Annotated in this window: 20 protein-coding genes; 10 read left to right on the forward strand and 10 right to left on the reverse strand. The window is 55.7% G+C overall.

Features of this window, described 5'->3' with window-relative positions:
* Nucleotides 1-15 precede the first annotated feature (15 nt).
* Together EI42_RS05995 and EI42_RS06000 are read left to right on the forward strand one after the other, a co-directional pair.
* Nucleotides 16-690 (forward strand): HAD family hydrolase, encoded by a 675-nt coding sequence (locus tag EI42_RS05995; protein ID WP_111319870.1) that lies wholly within the window; start codon nucleotides 16-18, stop codon nucleotides 688-690.
* Between the two features lie 20 nt (nucleotides 691-710).
* On the forward strand, nucleotides 711-1,031 hold the full coding sequence (locus EI42_RS06000; protein ID WP_111319872.1) for a MazG nucleotide pyrophosphohydrolase domain-containing protein: 321 nt from the start codon (nucleotides 711-713) through the stop codon (nucleotides 1,029-1,031).
* On the opposite strand, the gene EI42_RS06005 is transcribed toward EI42_RS06000, so the two are convergent.
* The 5 genes from EI42_RS06005 to EI42_RS06015 form a co-directional block, all read right to left on the reverse strand.
* Nucleotides 1,006-1,875, reverse strand: a complete 870-nt coding sequence (locus tag EI42_RS06005; protein ID WP_111319874.1) for a hypothetical protein — start codon at nucleotides 1,873-1,875, stop codon at nucleotides 1,006-1,008. The two genes, EI42_RS06000 and EI42_RS06005, sit on opposite strands and share 26 nt — an antisense overlap.
* Nucleotides 1,860-2,051, reverse strand: a complete 192-nt coding sequence (locus tag EI42_RS34810; protein WP_428843951.1) for a hypothetical protein — start codon at nucleotides 2,049-2,051, stop codon at nucleotides 1,860-1,862. The genes EI42_RS06005 and EI42_RS34810 overlap by 16 nt, the downstream gene beginning before the upstream one ends.
* A 98-nt stretch (nucleotides 2,052-2,149) precedes the next feature.
* Nucleotides 2,150-2,305, reverse strand: coding sequence for a hypothetical protein (locus EI42_RS32355; protein WP_170142397.1), 156 nt, complete (start codon nucleotides 2,303-2,305; stop codon nucleotides 2,150-2,152).
* A gap of 243 nt (nucleotides 2,306-2,548) precedes the next feature.
* Nucleotides 2,549-3,793, reverse strand: coding sequence for a cytochrome P450 (locus EI42_RS06010; RefSeq protein ID WP_111319876.1), 1,245 nt, complete (start codon nucleotides 3,791-3,793; stop codon nucleotides 2,549-2,551).
* Between the two features lie 105 nt (nucleotides 3,794-3,898).
* Nucleotides 3,899-4,144 carry a ferredoxin gene (locus EI42_RS06015; protein ID WP_111319878.1) on the reverse strand — a complete coding sequence of 82 codons (246 nt, stop codon included), beginning with the start codon at nucleotides 4,142-4,144 and terminating at the stop codon, nucleotides 3,899-3,901.
* A gap of 173 nt (nucleotides 4,145-4,317) precedes the next feature.
* Here EI42_RS06015 and EI42_RS06020 point away from each other — a divergent pair, with 173 nt between their 5' ends.
* A complete protein-coding gene (locus EI42_RS06020; RefSeq protein WP_170142398.1) occupies nucleotides 4,318-4,926 on the forward strand; it encodes a TetR family transcriptional regulator in 609 nt (202 codons plus the stop codon).
* A gap of 24 nt (nucleotides 4,927-4,950) precedes the next feature.
* Nucleotides 4,951-5,829, forward strand: a complete 879-nt coding sequence (locus EI42_RS06025; protein ID WP_111319882.1) for a phosphotransferase enzyme family protein — start codon at nucleotides 4,951-4,953, stop codon at nucleotides 5,827-5,829.
* Nucleotides 5,830-5,995: 166 nt separating this feature from the next.
* Here the strand turns inward: EI42_RS06025 and EI42_RS06030 are convergent, their stop codons facing one another.
* Nucleotides 5,996-7,963 (reverse strand): NAD(+) synthase, encoded by a 1,968-nt coding sequence (locus EI42_RS06030; RefSeq protein ID WP_111319884.1) that lies wholly within the window; start codon nucleotides 7,961-7,963, stop codon nucleotides 5,996-5,998.
* A gap of 129 nt (nucleotides 7,964-8,092) precedes the next feature.
* On the opposite strand from EI42_RS06030, the gene EI42_RS06035 reads away from it, so the two are divergent.
* Entirely contained in the window at nucleotides 8,093-9,025 is a 933-nt protein-coding gene (locus EI42_RS06035; RefSeq protein ID WP_111319886.1) for a BadF/BadG/BcrA/BcrD ATPase family protein, read from the forward strand.
* 117 nt (nucleotides 9,026-9,142) lie between these two features.
* Nucleotides 9,143-9,571, forward strand: a complete 429-nt coding sequence (locus tag EI42_RS06040) for a TipAS antibiotic-recognition domain-containing protein (RefSeq protein WP_111319888.1) — start codon at nucleotides 9,143-9,145, stop codon at nucleotides 9,569-9,571.
* Between the two features lie 43 nt (nucleotides 9,572-9,614).
* Here EI42_RS06040 and EI42_RS06045 read toward each other — a convergent pair whose 3' ends face one another.
* Nucleotides 9,615-10,016 carry a nitroreductase family deazaflavin-dependent oxidoreductase gene (locus tag EI42_RS06045; RefSeq protein WP_246046272.1) on the reverse strand — a complete coding sequence of 134 codons (402 nt, stop codon included), beginning with the start codon at nucleotides 10,014-10,016 and terminating at the stop codon, nucleotides 9,615-9,617.
* A gap of 303 nt (nucleotides 10,017-10,319) precedes the next feature.
* On the opposite strand from EI42_RS06045, the gene EI42_RS06050 reads away from it, so the two are divergent.
* Genes EI42_RS06050 through EI42_RS06060 form a run of 3 tightly spaced genes read left to right on the forward strand, consistent with a single transcriptional unit; the run spans nucleotide 10,320 to nucleotide 13,230 of the window.
* Complete coding sequence (locus EI42_RS06050; RefSeq protein ID WP_111319892.1) at nucleotides 10,320-10,574, forward strand: ferredoxin; 255 nt, start codon at nucleotides 10,320-10,322, stop codon at nucleotides 10,572-10,574.
* Nucleotides 10,571-11,974: an NAD(P)/FAD-dependent oxidoreductase gene (locus EI42_RS06055; protein WP_111319894.1), complete on the forward strand. Its 1,404-nt coding sequence runs from the start codon at nucleotides 10,571-10,573 to the stop codon at nucleotides 11,972-11,974. Before EI42_RS06050 ends, EI42_RS06055 begins: the two co-directional genes overlap by 4 nt.
* Before the next feature lie 17 nt (nucleotides 11,975-11,991).
* Nucleotides 11,992-13,230, forward strand: coding sequence for a cytochrome P450 (locus tag EI42_RS06060; RefSeq protein WP_111319896.1), 1,239 nt, complete (start codon nucleotides 11,992-11,994; stop codon nucleotides 13,228-13,230).
* Nucleotides 13,231-13,313: 83 nt separating this feature from the next.
* On the opposite strand, the gene EI42_RS06065 is transcribed toward EI42_RS06060, so the two are convergent.
* Together EI42_RS06065 and EI42_RS06070 are read right to left on the reverse strand one after the other, a co-directional pair.
* Nucleotides 13,314-14,033, reverse strand: coding sequence for a TMEM175 family protein (locus tag EI42_RS06065; protein WP_170142399.1), 720 nt, complete (start codon nucleotides 14,031-14,033; stop codon nucleotides 13,314-13,316).
* Between the two features lie 145 nt (nucleotides 14,034-14,178).
* Entirely contained in the window at nucleotides 14,179-15,843 is a 1,665-nt protein-coding gene (locus EI42_RS06070; RefSeq protein WP_211326048.1) for a glycosyl hydrolase family 18 protein, read from the reverse strand.
* 613 nt (nucleotides 15,844-16,456) lie between these two features.
* Here EI42_RS06070 and fabF point away from each other — a divergent pair.
* Complete coding sequence (fabF, locus tag EI42_RS06075) at nucleotides 16,457-17,692, forward strand: beta-ketoacyl-ACP synthase II (protein ID WP_111319900.1); 1,236 nt, start codon at nucleotides 16,457-16,459, stop codon at nucleotides 17,690-17,692.
* Nucleotides 17,693-17,722: 30 nt separating this feature from the next.
* Here fabF and EI42_RS06080 read toward each other — a convergent pair whose 3' ends face one another.
* Entirely contained in the window at nucleotides 17,723-18,214 is a 492-nt protein-coding gene (locus EI42_RS06080; protein ID WP_111319902.1) for a cupin domain-containing protein, read from the reverse strand.
* Between the last annotated feature and the right edge of the window lie 41 nt (nucleotides 18,215-18,255).

The raw sequence follows: 18,255 nt of genomic DNA on the forward strand, positions 1-18,255 counted from the left end.
AAGAAAGGATTCAGCATGCGCTATCATCTCATTTTTGATGCAGATGACACACTCTGGCAAAATAACATATACTTCGAGCAGGCCATTCACAATTTTATCACCTTCCTCAACCACTCACAATTGAGCGCCGAAGAGGTACGGGCTACGCTTGACGAGGTCGAGCGCCTGATGGGCTATGGAACCGTGAACTTCACCCGAAGCCTGGTCGAGACCTATTGCCGTCTGGCCGAGAAAGATCCACAGGAAGAGGAACTTCAGCAGGTGCGTAGCTTTGGCGAACAGATTCGCATGCAGCCGCTGGAGCTGCTTGATGGCGTTCAAGATACGCTGGAGTATCTCTATCCTCGACATGATCTCTTCCTGTTGACAAAAGGAGATCTTGAGGAGCAAAAACTGAAGATCGAGCGCTCAAATATCGAGCACTACTTTCAGAAGGCGCTTATCGTGCATGAAAAAGATGTCCCGACCTATCACCGGATCGTTGAGGAGCTGCATCTTGACCCGCGCCATACCTGGATGATTGGCAACTCTCCCCGGTCTGATATCAATCCCGCGCTTGCGGCCGGGCTGAACGCGGTCTTTCTTCCGCATCCGCACACGTGGCGTTTGGAGCATGAAGATGTAGTGCATCAGGGAGAAGGGCAGCTCCTCACGCTCTCCGCTTTTCACGAACTTCGCTCTCATTTTTAAGTAGAAAGAAGAGGTATCCTATGGCACAGCTACCCGCACATCCAACCCTGCCCGACCTTCAGCGCTATATGGATGAGATCTGTAAGGAACGCGGCTGGACAAAAGATAGTTACGCCGAAAAGTTCCTGCTCTTCACCGAAGAGATCGGTGAACTGGCAAAGGCAATTCGGAACGCTCAGGGACTCTATCAGGAGCAGGCAAAACAGAAGCGGTGGGAGCTAGAGGAAGAGTTCGCCGATGTGTTCAGCTACCTGCTCGATCTGGCAAATGCCTTTCAGGTCGATCTGGAAACCGCGTTCCGCAAAAAGGAGGAGATCAACGCGGGCCGAACCTGGAATTAAGGAGGGCAGCTTTCCCCTCCTTTTTAAGGGGATACAACCCAATCCCCCGGCACCGGAAGCCGTCTGACGACTTGCCATGTGCGACATGGGCGTTCATCTCACAATGAGAGAGGCTGATAGCAAGGAGCGCCACCAGTCTCTTCTGTTGGCTTACAGGATCTTCTTCGCTCCGGGGATGGCCCGCAGCGCCCCCGCAAGCAGAAAACATACCGGGACCATGAGCAGCGCGGCTACCACGAACTTTACCAGCGGGTAGAGCGGCACCCAATGCAGGAGAAACGCACCCGCGACGATGACCATTGGATGAATGATAGAGACTGTGTACGACTGCGCTGCCATCCCCTTCAGCACGCTTCCCTGGCGGTTCAAACGCTGCCGAAACAACAACAACCCGATACAGACATGCGTGCACATGATCGCTTCCCAGAGCGCATAGGTAGCGGCCTGCCAATGCAGCCCCCACGAACGCACCATCAAATCCAACCAGCACCGAAAGCGGAAAGAGGATGGCCGATGCAGCCGCTACACCCCACAGCGCTTTTCTCCCAAGAGATATCGGGAGCTGCTGGAACCTGTTGCAGCGATAGGCGATCAGGCCCACAATAAACATACAGATGTACTGTGGAAAGCTACCAGGCTGAAACCCGACCCAGGGAATGAACAGCCCCAGAGGAAACACCAGCCGCACCAGAAACGTCATCGCCGCGATCAGCAGCGTGAATAGCAGGGCCATGCGATAGGTCGGCACGTTCGGCAGGCGAGAAAGATCCAACTCCGGCCCCCAGCGACGATACAGCGCGTAGCCCGCAGTAAACAGCAGCAGCGCCGCTACAAACCAGAGCACGCCGGCCCGATCTGCTCCCAGTATGACCCCCTGGCACCGGTCACATAGCTGAGCAGCGGATTGAGCAGAAAGGAGACAACCAGTAACGGCACTCCAAGCCTCAGCAGACGCTCTTTCCAGAAACGGGCTCCACCCTTGCGGTCATATGCTCCCGGCACAAAATAGGCTGATATCAGAAAAAGAAGCTCATAAAGTAGGACTGATTTATAAACACAAAGGCTGCAAGCACAAGTACAGTAACTATATCGAGCTGAGAACTCGTGTCATAATAATATCAGAGCGCCAGCATAGCATACGTAACAGCAAGATGAACCAGCACAACCGGAATAGTAAGCAGGATACGAATATTGTCAATAAAGTGCAGACGCGTTGGTGCTACCCCCGGGACCGGCTCCGTCGCAGGATTTCCCTTTTTTTCTCGTAATAACATAGAATGTATCTCCTTTAGCAGTAGTTACTCTATCCAGAACGATCTTCTGCTAAAAGGATACCAGCCACACGAGGCAACCACACCACCCACCCGGGTAGTGCTGGTTATCGAGTCCGTTCAGGTATGCGTGGATAGAAAGGGGACCCAGGGAGAAGCACGTTTATGGGAATCTGAAGGTATGGAGGTTAGGGAATAAAACGCGGGAGAAGGAGAGCATGACACCACCCTCCTTCTCGAGGAACACTACCAGGTGACAGGGAGATGGGCCGGACCGTATGTCAGCGTCTCATCTGGCCTCCAGGGCACTTCCTCGGGAGGCACAGCCAGGCGAATCGTCGGCAGGCGCTTCAAAAGCGTGCTCCAGAGCGTCTGAAGTTCCATCCGCGCAATCTGCTGACCGAGGCAGGCATGAATGCCCCGACCAAAGCTCATCACCGGGCCACCCGTGCGGTCAAAGTCGACCTTCTCCGGGTCCGGGAAACGCTCCTCATCATAGTTGGCCGAGAGCGTGGACAGGAAAATGACTTCTCCGCTCGGGATCGTCTTGTCACCGAACGCCACTGCGTCGCGGGTAATTCTTGGACGACCATTGCCAACAGGCGTGATACGCAGAATCTCTTCCACAGCCGAGGCCATGCGTTCAGGGTCGTCGACTCGCTCCTTAAGCTGTTCCAGGAGGTCAGGACGCTGGAGCAAGATGAAAGCAGAGTTGGTAAAGGTCGTGCTGACTGTCTCAAACCCGGCGACAATCAACCCGAGTGCGAACGAGTACATCTCTCCCTCGGTGAGGACCTCGTCGCCGCCCTCGTCATGTGCCTTCACCAGCACGCTGATGATTGTATTGCGCGGGTTTTGCCTCTCCTGCTCAATAATATCTTTCAGGTACAGCGCAACCTTCTGCCACTGTGCCTGCCGCTGTTCAACGCTCACCGTCTTGGAAATAGCAGTGCGGCCCCACTCGCGCCAGAGCTTTTCATCCTTGCGCGGAATGCCAAGCAGCTCACAGAGCACGGTCATCGGTGTCTGAATCGCGTAATCCTCAAACAGGTCCGCCGGTGGCCCAGAGCGCTCCATTGCATCGATCAGCTCGTTGGTAACTTCGACTACACGTGCGCGAAGCGTGTTCGCATGCTGGACGGTAAACAGTTGTGTTACCAGACGACGGATCTTGTTATGTCGCTTGTCCGAGACGCTGAAGAGCGATTCATTGGAGGAGCTGGCCCCTACAACGTCGCCCGCCTCAATACGCGGCACATCGCCATCCGAACGCTGAATCATGCCACAACGAGGGTCCTGAAATGCCTTCGCGACATCTGCATAGCGCGTCAACAGGTAAGCATCGCCACCATACGGCATATGGACGCGGGCAACCGGGCATTCCTGCCGTAAGCGCTTGTACTCGGCAGGGCACTGAAGGCGATTCTCAGTAGGAAACGGGTAATTGAGTATTTCGTCCGCTGTTTGTACGTGCTGTTCTTCACTCATCATTTCACTCTCCTGAGAGACTCTATAGATACACTACACCATACCTGCTAGAGCGAAAACCAACTGCCTCTACAAAAAAACGATAGCAAAACAACGTGACCCCACAATCTACGCCTGTTCGCTATCGTCCTCTACAACAATCAGTTCCGACGTGTTCTCTTCATCCTCAACGGTAAACACCTGAGCCGGGCAGGCAAAAGCGGCATTTTTCACCTTCTCCAACAATTCCAGTGGAGGGCGCTCCTGCAAGACACGAACCACGCCATCTGTTTCCCGCTGATCGAAGACCTGCGGGCAGGCCAGCACGCAGGAACCGCTGGCAATACATCTGTCCGTAAAAGCTGTGACTTTCATTGATGCTGTTCCTTTCTACCTATCAACCGGAACCCTCAATTTGAGCAAGTGACTGGACAAAACAGCGTATACTGATGACATGCATCATCACTATCAAATATAATGTCAGTGAGTGACATTTGTCAACCTCGGAAAAAGGGCAGAGAATGACCATATCGAAGGAGCAAAAGGGCATGAAGAGAGAACTGAACCTCAGGGAGCGCAAGAAAATGATGGCTCGTATTGCCATCGAAGAAGCCGCACTGCGCCTCTTCCTCGAAAAGGGGTACGAGAACACATCGATCGAAGATATTACCAATGCCGTTGTCCTGTCCCCTCGCACCTTCTTCCGCTATTTCGCCTCAAAGGAAGATGTTGTTTTTGCGAGCTGGCGCGACTTCCACGACACTGCCAGAAGCGCCTTCGAGCAGCAGCCGGCCGGGATCACGCTGTACGACGCGCTTGAGGATATCTTTACACAACTGGGAGAGCTCCATCAGCGCCGACGCGACCATTTTTATCTGCTCTCTCGCGTCATCCTCACCACGCCAGAACTGCAACCGGGCTACCTGTATCGCATGGTCAGCATTGAGCCACTTCTGCGCGAGTTCATCAGCAAGCACTGGGGCGAACAGTACGACCCGCTACAGATCCGCTTTATTGCCGCGACTACTCTGACCGCGTTTCGCGTCGCGCTGCAATGCTGGCTGGAAGAGGAAACACACACCGACCTTCCCGCTATCATTCAGGCGTACATGGCACAACTCAAGAAGGGACTCTTCCTGGAGCAAACATCATCCTGACGACAGAAAAGAGAGAGGACCGTTATGCACCAGTACCTGGACGCCTGGTCAATCAGACCTGTGCATATTTCACCGCTGACAAGCGGAACTAACAATACAAGCTGGCTCGTTCAGACCGAGGAGGGAGAAGAGTATGTCTTGCGCATCACCCCGGGAAGACATAACGTATCTCGTATCCTCTACGAGATCCAATTGCTCATTAAACTTGCAAAGCAGCAACTCTCGTTCTCACTTCCAGTACCGTTATCGACGCATACAGGAGAACATCTACTCCATGATGGCACGGCGCTTGTCGCGCTCATGCGTCGCCTGCCGGGCAAGGGGAGCGGAGCACCAACCGAACGGCATCATCTCCCGCTGGTTCGTGCAGCCGGGGTCGCACTCGCACAGCTTGACAGCGCCCTCGCGACGCTTGATCTCCCTGCACCTGAGCAGACAGCCTTTGGTGACTTCGCGCACGCCTATCCATTGGTCCCCGATCCACTCGCTGCACTCAAGCGCCTGCCGCTAGAGCCTGAACAGAGCAACCGGCTCCGCGCCTTGCTTACGGATATTATGGAACGGACGCCGGGCCTCTATCAGCGACTCCCGCAACAATTGCTCCATCGCGACTATGACCCGGCGAACATTCTGGTACAGGGCAATCAGGTCACAGCCGTGCTTGATTTCGAGTTCGCCGGAACGGATCTGCGGGTGCTGGACCTCTGCGTTGCGTTAAGCTGGTGGCCGGTGTACCTGATGGGCAGCGAGCAGGAGTGGGAGGTTATCGATGCATTTGGACGTGCATATACCGCCCATCTTCCCCTGCACAAAGATGAGCTGCTCGTGCCGCCCGATGTCTTGCGTTTGCGAGATGCGGCCTCGCTCATTCACCGAATCGGGCGCTATCTTGCCGGGCTGTGATGCCCGCATGCAGAATCGGGTCCAGCATACCTTCTGGAGCGAGGAATGGCTGATCCACAATCGGAAGAAGCTGCTTCAGCACGTGTTGGCCTGGCAGGCTGCCCCGGAGCTCTCAGCCTGACCGAGCAAAGAGGCCGCATCACCTCGAACGCGGCCTCAAGAAGCGCTACCCTTCCTCAATGCTTTGTTGTAGCTCGTCTAGCTCCTGAAGCCAGAGCGCTGCGCTTGCATCACTGGGCATACGCCAATCCCCGCGCGGTGACAGGGCAACCGAACCGACCTTCGGCCCATCGGGCATCGCTGACCGCTTGAATTGTGCATGGAAGAAACGCTGATAGAAGACGCGCAGCCAGCGCACCAGTTCCGCAGGCGTATGATGCGCCGCGAAGACCTGACGGGCCAGCCGGAAAATCTTGTCCGGTGTAAAAGCATGCCGCACCACATAGTACAGAAAGAAATCATGCAATACATAGGGCCCTATAGTCGCCTCCGTCTCCTGAACCAGCTTGCCCTGCGCATCGGGCGGCAAGAGTTCCGGGCTGATTGGCGTCGCATTGATATCGCGTAGCACCTCGCTGGTTTCGCCGGTATAGACGCTCTCAGCGCACCACTCGATCAAGTAGCGCACCAGGGTCTTCGGCACCCCGGCATTCACATGATACATGGACATATGATCGGCGTTATAGGTGCACCAGCCAAGCGCCAGCTCCGAGAGGTCTCCAGTACCGACCATCATTCCGCCGATCTGGTTCGCCACATCCATCAAAATCTGAGTCCGCTCGCGAGCCTGTGCATTCTCATACGTGATGTCATGCGTATTGGGATCATGGTCAATATCGCGGAAATGCTGCAACACCGCGTCACGAATCGGGATCTGTCGAAGCGTGATCCCGAGCGATTTTGCCAGCCTTTCGGCATTGGTAAGCGTGCGGCTTGTGGTGCCAAACCCGGGCATGGTAATCGCGACAATGCCATCACTGCTCAACGAGAGCTTCTGAAACGCCTGCTGCACGACCAGCAAGGCCAGAGTCGAATCAAGCCCGCCCGAGAGCCCGAGTGTCACCCGCTTCATGCCTGTGTGCTTGAGCCGCTTCGCCAGCCCGATCGCCTGAAGCTGAAAGATCTCCCGACAGTGCTGCGCCCGCAGTGCAGGGTTCGCCGGCACAAACGGCGTCGGTGTCAGGTCAGGCCGGATCAGGGTTTCGCGCTCCACAAGACCAGCAGGGATGGTCACTTCGATCTTCCTGAACGCCTGCTGAGGCAGAGCTGACGAGAAGCTGCTATTGCGCAGGCGCTCATGGTTGAGTCGTTGCACATCCACATCCGCAACTGCTATCTGTGTCGAGAACTGAAAGCGCTCCGTTTCAGCCAGAATCAGACCATTCTCACAGATGACCGAGTGTCCATCGAAGACCACATCCGTGGTCGATTCGCCAGGTCCGGCAGCGGCATAGATATAGGCCGCCAGACAGCGGGCCGCCTGCTGCTGAATCAGCGCCCTGCGATACCCATCTTTCCCCAGGATCTCATCACTGGCTGAGGGATTCAACAGGACAGTCGCTCCGGCCAACGCCATACGCCCGCTTGGCGGCTCGACAGCCCATAGATCCTCACAGATCTCGATTCCGAGCACACAGCCCGGGAAGTTCGTCGCTGTAAAGAGCAGATCGGTACCAAAAGGAATCGCTTTCCCGGCAAGCTGAATCGTATCAACAGGACAATCTCTGGAAGAACTGAACCATCGCTCCTCATAGTATTCGTTGGTATTGGGCAAATAGGTCTTAGGAACGATGCCCAGAACGCCCTGTCCACTGACCAGAGCAGCACAGTTATACAGCTTTCCCTCTACCTCCATCGGCAAACCGACCAGCGCCACAAGCTGATAGTCTGCCGCCGCCTGCGCAATCTCCTGTAGTGCCTCACTTGCTCGCTGCAACAACAGTTGCTGATAGAAGAGATCGGCACAGGTATACCCTGTAATGCATAGTTCCGGAAAAAGCGCCACCTGACACCCCTGAGCCGCCGCCTGGCGCAAGGCTTCAATAATCGCCTGTGTGTTGTAGTGCACATCCGCAACGCGCAACTCAGGTGTAATGGCCGCAACACGGAGAAAATCCGGTGAGAATTGCTTCACGTTCTCCCTCGCTCCCTTCTCAAGTCTTCCTGATTATAGCATATGTATCAGGCGGGCAGAAATGTTGACAGCGCCTCGAAACCGATGCTATGTTCATAACCATTACTGACAAGAAAGGTACTTCTTTTTATGGAGAACTATTTCCTCGGGCTTGACTGTGGTGGGAGCAAAACCTACGCGGTGATTGTTGACGCAACAGGGCAGGAGGTCGGGCGCGGGCAGGGAGGCTCTGCCAACTTCACACAGGTGGGGCTGGAAGCAGCCATTCAACAGATGCAGAGTGCAATTGAGGATGCCGCTCGAAACGCGGGATGCTCGTTGCCGCTTCAGAAGGGCTGGCTTGGCATCGCCGGGATCGCCCGTCAGGAGGATATTGACGCTATCCTTCCCTCACTCTCGAAATACGCTGCTATCCTCCATATTACCAACGATGCAGAGCTTGGCCTGTGTGCGCTTGAACAGCGAGTCGGTGTGACCATCATCGCAGGAACCGGCTCAATCGCGCTCGGACGCAACGCACAGGGACAAAAGGCCCGCGCTGGCGGTTGGGGTTATCTGCTTGGCAACGAGGGAAGCGGCTATACAATCGGTCAGAATGCGCTGGTAGCCGCACTACAGTACGCAGATGGACGCGGCGCAGAAACCGTGCTTCTTGATCGAATCATGCAGGAATGGCAGCTCCGCCGCGTTGAAGAGGTGATCGGGCAGGTCTACGCACCAACTGGTCGCGCTATTGTCGCCCGCCTCTCGCGCCTTGTCTTTGAGGCTGCTCGCTCGGGTGATGTTATCGCTCAGGAGATCGTGGAGCGCAACGCCTACGAGCTGGCTCGCACCTGTACCGCGCTGGCCAATCGCCTTCACTTCCCGCGCGAGGGCTTCCCTCTGGCATTGGTCGGCGGCTTGCTGGTCCATGAGGCAGACTACCGTGAGCGTGTCCTGTCCCATATTCGCGAAACATATTCGATTGGACAACTTGAAATCGTTGCTCACCCGGCTCTGAGTGCGGCACGAGCGGCTCATACTCTGCCGCTGGAAGAACGACTTGCTGACGCCGGAAACTGAATTTTTCCCTTCTGAAAATAAGTTGATCTAAACAGGGCTTGAGGGTGACGTTACGTCATCCTGTATGCTTCTTTCAGCGACTCTATCAGATGAAGCACAGAAAGGAAGAAGCAACCAATGAATACGCCAAACGATTGGGTAAACAACTACCTGACCCCGGAAGAGCAGCAAAAGATGGCCGAGCTGTCGCGTCAATCCTACAGCTCGGCAGCCGCACAAAAAATCGCACAATGGGGCCAGAACTGGACAGAGGAAGATCAGCAGCGGGTCAGTCAACAATGGAACGCCGTTTTTGCTGAGTTAAAGCGGCTGGCCGTCGAGGGGAAAGATCCCGCCAGCCCCGAGGTACAAGCACTCGCCAGACAGCACCAGGAGCTTGTTCAGCAGTTCACCCGGGGTGATGCCGAAGTCGAGGCAGGCCTGAACCAGTGGTGGCAGAATTACAGCCAGCTCCCGGAGAACGAGAAGCCCATTCCTCAGTACAGTACCAGCCCGGAAGAAGCCGCATTCTTGAATCAGGCACTCAAGCACTATCATCAGGGCTAAAAGCGCACAGGCAGGGAGGGGGGAATCTCTCCCTTTCCCCCTGCTAGCGATGCAGGATCACAACCGGAATCTGTCGGGTCGTCTTCCGCTGATACTCAGCGAATCCGGGGTAGACTTGCAGCATCTTCGCCCAGAGGCGCTCTCGTTCCGCTCCAGTCGCGACCGTAGCCGTCATCTTCACTGTCTCGGTTCCTGTCTCCACCTGCACCTCGGGATGGGCCAGCAAGTTGTGATACCAGGCAGGATTATGCGGTGCTCCCGCATAAGAGGCGATCACAATGAATCGATCATCATCAGCGATACAGGCCAGTGGTGTGGTGTGCTGTTTGCCGGTTTTCGCCCCGGTGGTCGTGAGAAGCAACATTCCCTGACCTTCAGTCTGTCCCTCGATTTTGCCACCATTCGCCCGAAACTGCTCAATAATCTGTCTATTCCAATCTTGCATTGTCTCTCCCATTCTTTCACATAATCATTCAAAAAGATAGCTTCATAAAGAATAGCACGTTTCTCCATCGCATGTCAAAAAGCTCCAGAGTCAGTGGAAATCACGCATCTGAAATCGAGCGAGAGGGACATTTTCATGAAAAAGACGTTGCATCTGAAGCCGCTCGGCACAATACTCGCATATTCCCTCTCTTCCTGAAACATGATCGCTATATAAAACGTAACCCGTATAGTATAGAGAGAATCAGACCGGCAGGGAAGGCATCTCTTTTCGATATATGATCGAGGTGAAGGAGCGTATACAATGAGAATTGTTGTTGATCTGAACCGTTGCCAGAGCTATGGACAATGCGTCTTCGCGGCATCGGGCGTCTTCCATATGCATGGTGAAGAAGCCCTTGAGTTCGACTATGCACCTGATGATTCCATGCGCTTGCAGGTTGAACGGGCCGCCGCAGCCTGTCCGGTACGCGCTATCAGTATCGAGCGGACAAGCGAGCCAATCCCGGTGACGAAGCAGCCACGAGCCCGAACGCAGAAAAAGGACGGTGCATCATGACGCAACGTCAGGTAGATGGACATATCGTTATTGTTGGCGCTTCCCTGGCGGGCCTGCGAGCAGCGGAAACGCTCCGCGACGAGGGGTTCAACGGGCAACTGACGATCATCGGCGATGAGCCCTACGCGCCATATGACCGCCCTCCGCTGTCAAAAACCGTGCTGACAGGCTGGCTCCCGGTCGAGCATACAACACTTCCACGCCTGCGCGACATTCAGGCGGACTGGCTGCTTGGTGTGCCAGCAGTGCGACTGGACCCACGCAAGAAGCAGGTCACGATTGAGGGCGGACAGCAGGTCGATTTCGATCGCCTGCTGATCACGACCGGCACCCGCGCTCGTCCCTGGCCCGATCAGCAGCAAGCGGACCTTGACGGCGTCTATACCATTCGCACGCTCGACGACGCCGCCGGACTCCATGCTCGCCTGGCAAGCAGACCAAAGCGTGTCCTGATTATTGGAGCCGGTTTCATTGGCTCAGAGGTTGCCTCTGTCTGCCGGGAGCTGGACCTTCCCGTCACCGTCGTTGAGCGCGGCCCGACGCCGCTGGCCGGGGCGCTCGGTCAGGCCGCCGGTTCGGTTGCCGCCCGCTTGCAGCGCCGCTGTGGTGTCGATCTGCGCTGCAACACCACTGTCATGGAGCTGATCGGAGACGAGCAGGGACATCTTCGACAGGCCAGACTCTCCGACGGCGACACGCTTGATATCGATGTAGCGGTCGTCGCGCTTGGCTCGATTCGCAATACGGAATGGCTTGAGGGATCGGGGCTGGCCGCTGATAGACGAGGCATCGCGTGTGATTCCTCCTGCCGCGTCTTCAGCGAGGATGGCATGGTGCTGGATGATATCTTTGTAGCCGGTGATGTCGCGCGCTGGCCGCATCCGGTCTATAGCGGCGAATTGATCGCGGTTGAGCACTGGGGCAATGCCGTCGACCAGGCCCAGATTGCGGCCCATAATATGATCTGCCCACCCTCCGAGCGCCGCCCGCATAAAGCGCTGCCCGCGTTCTGGTCCAACCAATTCAACGTCAACCTCAAACTGGTCGGGCTTCCCTCTATTGCAGATGAGGTTGTGGTCACGCAGGGTAGTGTCGCGGATCTCCACTTTGTTGCCGCCTACGGTCAGAAGGGTCGCATTGTCGCAGCGGTCGCCATTAATCAGCCGCGCTGGCTTCCTGCCTATGAAGCAATGATTGAGCAGCGCGCGCCATTCCCGCCAATGCTGCACGCCGCGGACGGGCCCCCGGAGCTGCACCCGGTGCCTGCCGGAGTGCCACTTGAAGACCTGCCTACCCATAGTGCTGATGCCACTGCCACCGGTCCCTGGCCCGGCCCCGCGGAGATCTCGGCCTCAGCCATGCGTGATCCACGCATTCCACCCGGAACGCCGTTATTGTAGTCGAGATGGAGAAAGCCATGACACAAACCATCAACAAGGCAAAACTCTATGCACAGATACTCAATCCGGCCAGCCGGGCCAATCCATACCCGCTCTATGCGCAGTTGCGAGAAACCCCGGTGTCGCGTCAGGAAGACGGGACCTACGTTGTCAGCACCTACAAAGAGATCTCCGCACTGCTGCATGACCCGCGTATCAGTTCCGATGAGCGCAAAAGCACGCATGGAGCCGGCTCATTGGTCGCTTCAGCAAAGCTTGCGCCGGAGGGACAGGAAAGCCATCCACCGTTCATTTTCCTCGATCCACCAGAGCATGACCGGCTTCGTCGGTTGGTCATGCATCAGTTTACGCCCGAGCGCATTGAAGGGATGCGTCCGCAGGTCGTGCAACTGGTAAATCGCCTGCTTGAGGAACAGAGCGACAGGGCACAGCTCGATATCGTCGATCACCTCGCCTACCCGCTCCCTGTGACTGTGATCTGTCACCTGCTCGGCGTCCCTCGCGAAGATGAACCACGCTTCCACGCCTGGGCAACAATTCTCGCTCGGGGCCTCGATCCAGCACAGAGTATGACCGAGGAAGAGATTCAGCAGGCCGGGCAGGCTGTAGCTCAACTGGGTGAATATATGGATGGCCTGATAGCGGAACGTCGTGAGCACCCGCGAGACGATTTACTCTCCGGTCTGGCTGTCGGAAGCGACCCGGCAGGCCAGATGAGTGAACGCGATCTGGTCGTCACCATGATGCTGCTTTTGATCGCCGGTCATGAAACCACCGTGAACCTGATTACGAATGGCATGCTGACGCTGCTTCGCTACCCGGAGCACCTTGCACGCCTTCGCGAACAGCCCGAATATGTGATCGACGTGATTGAGGAGCTGCTTCGCTTCGAGCCGCCGGTTCACTTCCGTACGCGGACCACGCTGACCGACATCGATATTGCGGGCGTGACCATCCCGAAAGGGGCCACAGTCGCGTTGATGCTGGCCTCGGGGAGCCGCGACCCGGCTCGCTTCGATCATCCTGATATCTTTGACCCTATACGCCCGGACAACGAGCATTTCGGCTTCGGTGGAGGAATTCATTTCTGCGTTGGCGCTCCCCTCGCCCGAGTTGAGGCCCAGGAAGCTCTGCGGATCATGGCACGACGCCTGAAGAACCCGCGCCTGGTTACCGATCCGCCACCCTATCGTGAGAATGCTTCCCTGCGCGGACCGAAGCACTTGCTTGTCGCCTTCGATGCACTTGAGCCATAAAGAGAACGGGGATAGTATTTTGCCGAGGAAAGATACTATCCCCCTTTCTACCTCAAAAGAGGAGAACGAAGCCAATTACCGATCTAATATGTTCTGGTGTTCGTTACTGTCTCCCCCTTTTTTTCTAAGTTATGCGAAAGGCGCTCCTTCTTCTGATTGTTACGATCCATAACCGGCAATAAATAAAAGACTACGATACAGCTACAAAGCACGAGGCCCGGCACTCCCTGCCAGAACAACGAACAGATCACGCCCGCCCCTGAGGTAAGCGGCCCCAACAGATAGAGCCGGCTCACTCGCTTCAACTCGGTAGGGCTGACAAGCGGATCGCGTAGCCGGGGCGTACGCACAATATACCACCAGATCAGATTGAAACAAATAGATCCAAGAAACCAGACGCAGCTATAGACCAGAATGGCCGTCTGTTGCTCGCTTGTCCCGATATAGGAAGCGATGAGGGCCGCCGGGTATGGAAGCAGCACAACATCAAGAAGCAACAAAAGATTGAGCACATTCAATACATGATTCGTCTTTTTTACATAGCTCAACAGGGAATGGTGATTCAGCCAAACAACCCCCACCAGCGCAAAACTCAGCAAGAAGCTGGTATAGTTGGGCCATTGTGTCAGAAGCTCTGCCATGAGAGAACGCTGACAGCGCCCTTGCATGCAGGAGATCTCAGGGATGTGAATATTCAGCACCAGCAATGTGATCGCAATCGCGCACACGCCGTCAAAGAATGCGGAGAGACGCGCAGGCTCCAATTCCGTGCTGTGCTGCTTCTCGTCTTCGGTTACAGACATACTGGATAAGGACAATCCTTTCATTTTCTCTATGGTAAAACGATAGAATGATTATACAATAACAGGAGTATTCTTTCTTGCCTGCTGCAAAAAAAGCGAGCGCTTGCAGCCATTGCAAACGCCCGCTCCATGAATACGGAAAAGCTCACGGATTTCGTTTCGGTAGGTTGGGAATAGTCTGGTTACAATCGCCCACGAGCGGCAGGTTGCGACAGACATACTGTCCGGCGCTGTTCTCGGTCGCCGCGCCTGCTGGAGCTGGCTGATGCACACGCTGCTTCCAGAGCTGCCAGAGCATGAAGCCATCGAAGGCGCGTCCCTTGTTCTTGATATATTTGACCAGCGTCTCCACGTTGTAATATTGCGACGCAATGTTGTTCTGCCCGGTCAACATATCGGCATCATACACAGTTCCCGGGGGAGCATCGACTTTCAGAACCGCGCCCCCGGAGCCCTCTGGCGCAATCTCCATCCCCACATTGATCGGGCCACTATAAATCGCGCGATACGACTCGTAGCCCTCACGTGGATCATAGTAGTCGCCTCCGTCGTAGCTCATCAGGTTAATCATGTCGATCATGCTGCCCTTATCCTTCACGACGCGATACATGACGCCTCCAAAGGGCGAGCCCCACTGCACCTTTCCCTCTTCAAATGGCGTTCCAGCCACATAATACGCGCCTGTCGACCAGCCAACAACAGAGATCTTCAGGTTGGCATTCCGTGTGTGAATCTCGTTGTAGAGGTTGGTGATAATCCCGATGATCTCGCCATCTTTCGTGCAACTGAACTGAGCAGCGGGCTGCTTGTTACAGGAATCTCCCTCTGCCTCCCAATCGATATCGATGCCAGATGCGCCAAGATCAAGGGCCAGATCAACCACATGAGCAGCATTGAAGCGGCTCCACTGGCTTCCCTGACTGTAGGACCAGCCGCCAACCGAGACCCAGACCGATGTATTACGCGCCTTGAGCTGAGCAATGATATTGCGGAGATCCTGTGCCTGCTGTGCTGTCAGCTTCTTCTGCCCGTTATTGGTCGTTGCACCTTCAATAAACTCGAAGCCAGCAACCGCCTGATCGAACTCGAATGAGCCGCGCTGATAGGCTGTATCCGGTCGGGCAAACGCAAGGTTCACATCAGTGATATAGTTGGGGATATTCTCGGGGACCAGATCGTACAGGCTGGTATTCCAGGTGCTTGCATAGGTGACGTAATGCCGCGTCACCTCATGCGAATCGCCGGGCGCGGTCTTCGCGCTGACCGCACTGCTGGCCGCCGAAACATTCCCGGCAGCATCTTTCGCCCGTACCGTGAACGTATAGGTCGTGTCAGAAGCCAGCCCGGTGACAACCGCGGAGGTTCCCGTTACGCTGGCGGCCAGCGTCGTGCCGCGGTACACATCATAGCCGGTCACACCAACATTATCAGTGGAGGCATTCCAGTTCAGGGAGACACTGGAAGCGGTGACCCCCATCACTTTCAAGCCATCCGGCACCGAAGGCGCTTCCTTGTCCTCTGTGCCGCTGCCACAATCGCTTACATATTTCCAGACACCCCATTGTCCGCTCAGGTCGGGCTGCTCGCCTTGAGTCCACCATTTGGCCTCATACACCTTGCCGTTATAGGAAACACGTGCTCCTGCTGTATAGACAGCCGTAGCGCTCCAGGCCGGTTCCTGACAGGCAGCCAGCTTCGCTGCATGCGCCCGGGGAGCGCCAAATGCCAGAACCGAAGAGAGACTTAAGAGAAAAAGGGTAATGAACGTCATGTTCACTAAGCGCTGCTTTGCCTCTTTGCTCAACATCATTACTACCCCTCCTTAGGTAGTCATCTGCATCGATACACGAACAAAAAATATCTGATAACGTGTTCTCTTTCTATTGTACTCAAAATTGGTAAAGTTGTCTATACCACCAGACAGCAAAAAAGCAGGTCTCGAATTTTTTGCTATCGATTTCGCTCTTGTGATCCCATCGTGAGAAAAGAAGGCGTTTCTGAGAGCCATTTGAGAGCCAGCAGCCCTATACTCAGAGCAGGTCGGAAAAATCGGTACAGCGAACTCAGGAAAGCGAGACGAGGGCTTTCGCCTGAAGATAGGGTGCAATGTAAGTATAGTGGCAGTCTGTATACTGTGCGAAGTTGTTTCCCGGAGCCACCCGCGTTCTTCAGGCGCAAAGCCCACTCTCACTCACCCTACCCCCTGATCTCCCATCAAATGTGATATGCTTTAGGAAGAGAAGCGCCCACACACGCTTCGAGCAGCAGAAGCAATCTACCAGGGACTCCATACGGAATAGCTTGCAGCCCACCAGTGAAGCATATCATCTCTAGCATGCTTCAGGTTTTTTCATGTCTGGGCGATTGATTGGCAAAACAGGTACCATTGTTACAGGATGAGTATTTTGAAGGGAGAAAGAGCAATGAAACGAGTGGTTGTTACCGGTATAGGGTTAATCACCTCTGTTGGTCATACCACCGAAGAAACCTGGAAAGCGCTCTGTCAGGGACAATCCGGCATCAGGCCTATCACCAACTTTGATGCAAGCAACTATCCTGTTCGTTTTGCTGGCGAAGTGCGGGACTTTGATCCCTCCCCCTACATGGACCGTAAGGAAATTCGCCGCAATGATCCATTCACCCACCTGGCGGTAGGCGCAGCGAAACAGGCACTGGAACAGGCACACCTCACCATCACCGACGAGATTGCCCCTCAGGTCGGCGTCTGTGTTGGCAGTGGCGTCGGCGGACTGATGACCCTGCACGAGCAGTTCGAGGTGCTGCATACAAAGGGCCCGGCTCGCGTCAGCCCATTCCTGATCCCCATGATGATGATTAACTCGGCTGCCGGAGCCGTTTCGTTGCTCACCGGAGCAAAAGGGCCGACCTGGGCTGCTGTATCCGCATGTGCAACCAGCGGCAACGCGCTCGGTGAAGCCTGGGAGACCATTCGTCGGGGCGCCGCAAAGGCGATGCTCGCGGGCGGTTCGGAGCGTGGCATTACCCCGCTCGGGATCGCTTCATTTGCGAATATGCATGCCCTCTCGCGCCGCAACGATGACCCTCAGGGTGCAAGCCGTCCCTTTGATGCCGAACGCGACGGCTTTGTGATGGGCGAAGGCGCAGGTATCCTCTTACTGGAAGAACTGGACTTCGCGTTAGAGCGCGGCGCACCGATCCTTGCAGAAATGGTCGGCTATGGCGCAACCGCCGACGCCTACCACATTACCGAGCCTGCTCCGGGAGGCGAAGGGCTGGTCCGCGCCATGCAGATCGCGCTTGAGACGGCCAACCTGCGTCCCGAGGAGGTCGACTATATCAACGCGCACGGAACCAGTACCCGCTTCAATGACGCAACCGAGACCCAGGCCATTAAAACATGCTTCGGCGATCACGCCTACAAACTGGCGATCAGTTCCACCAAGTCGATGCTCGGCCATACCTTCGGAGGCGCGGGCGCAATCGAGGCTGCTGTCTGCGTGCTCAGCATTGTGTCCAACATGATGCACCCGACGATCAACCTCCACACACCCGACCCGGAATGCGATCTCGACTACATTCCCAATGTGGCCCGCGAAGGCAAAGTACACGTCGCCCTCTCCAACTCAATGGGATTCGGCGGACATAACTCCTCACTGATTTTCCGTCGCTATGCCTGAGCGCCGGGTGCATACTGGCTGTCTGCTCAGTCAGTATGCAGCGGGAGGCAGAATCTCGATATCGTACTTTTGAGCAATCTGGCGCAGCCGCTGAAGGTCTGGCTTCTCAGGCTCCGGCAGCGTCAGTTGTTCCGCCGGTCTCCCGAGCTCCTGCACAAAGGCATCGAACCCTTTCGGTCCCCCGGGTGACGTGATCACCAGCATTTTGAGCTGCTCGCTCTCAATGGTGAAGGAATGCGGCACCCCGCGCGGCATACACACAAAAGCGCCTGATTCAGCGTGCCACGTGTCGTCTCCACAGTGGATCGACATCGTTCCCTCGATGATATAGAACCACTCATCCTGATGATAGTGGATATGACGCGGCGGTTCCTGCCCTCGTGTGGCAGTGATTACCTGCAAGGCAAAGGCGTTCTCACTCTGTCCGCTGGATGCCTTTGTGAGGACCAGCGCGTTCAAAAACCAATACGCCTGTCCTTCATTTTCACGCAGCATATAGCCTCGCTTCTCCTGTGTCATCATCTTCTCCTGTTCCAGAGCAACAGCTTTCTTCTACACCTGAC

This window comes from Thermosporothrix hazakensis (assembly GCF_003253565.1).
In the GTDB taxonomy this organism is placed as follows: Bacteria; Chloroflexota; Ktedonobacteria; order Ktedonobacterales; family Ktedonobacteraceae; genus Thermosporothrix; species Thermosporothrix hazakensis.

Coding starts and splice junctions, on each gene's coding strand:
- EI42_RS05995 (WP_111319870.1), top strand. CDS start 16: ATGCGCTATCATCTCATTTTTGATGCAGATGACACACTCTGGCAAAAT.
- fabF (WP_111319900.1), top strand. CDS start 16,457: ATGAAACGAGTGGTTGTTACCGGTATAGGGTTAATCACCTCTGTTGGT.
- EI42_RS06015 (WP_111319878.1), bottom strand. CDS start 4,144: ATGAAAGTCACAGCTTTTACGGACAGATGTATTGCCAGCGGTTCCTGC.
- EI42_RS06050 (WP_111319892.1), top strand. CDS start 10,320: ATGAGAATTGTTGTTGATCTGAACCGTTGCCAGAGCTATGGACAATGC.
- EI42_RS06070 (WP_211326048.1), bottom strand. CDS start 15,843: ATGATGTTGAGCAAAGAGGCAAAGCAGCGCTTAGTGAACATGACGTTC.
- EI42_RS06025 (WP_111319882.1), top strand. CDS start 4,951: ATGCACCAGTACCTGGACGCCTGGTCAATCAGACCTGTGCATATTTCA.
- EI42_RS06010 (WP_111319876.1), bottom strand. CDS start 3,793: ATGATGAGTGAAGAACAGCACGTACAAACAGCGGACGAAATACTCAAT.
- EI42_RS06080 (WP_111319902.1), bottom strand. CDS start 18,214: ATGATGACACAGGAGAAGCGAGGCTATATGCTGCGTGAAAATGAAGGA.
- EI42_RS06035 (WP_111319886.1), top strand. CDS start 8,093: ATGGAGAACTATTTCCTCGGGCTTGACTGTGGTGGGAGCAAAACCTAC.
- EI42_RS06065 (WP_170142399.1), bottom strand. CDS start 14,033: ATGTCTGTAACCGAAGACGAGAAGCAGCACAGCACGGAATTGGAGCCT.
- EI42_RS06020 (WP_170142398.1), top strand. CDS start 4,318: ATGAAGAGAGAACTGAACCTCAGGGAGCGCAAGAAAATGATGGCTCGT.
- EI42_RS06045 (WP_246046272.1), bottom strand. CDS start 10,016: ATGCAAGATTGGAATAGACAGATTATTGAGCAGTTTCGGGCGAATGGT.
- EI42_RS06000 (WP_111319872.1), top strand. CDS start 711: ATGGCACAGCTACCCGCACATCCAACCCTGCCCGACCTTCAGCGCTAT.
- EI42_RS06060 (WP_111319896.1), top strand. CDS start 11,992: ATGACACAAACCATCAACAAGGCAAAACTCTATGCACAGATACTCAAT.
- EI42_RS06055 (WP_111319894.1), top strand. CDS start 10,571: ATGACGCAACGTCAGGTAGATGGACATATCGTTATTGTTGGCGCTTCC.
- EI42_RS32355 (WP_170142397.1), bottom strand. CDS start 2,305: ATGTTATTACGAGAAAAAAAGGGAAATCCTGCGACGGAGCCGGTCCCG.
- EI42_RS06040 (WP_111319888.1), top strand. CDS start 9,143: ATGAATACGCCAAACGATTGGGTAAACAACTACCTGACCCCGGAAGAG.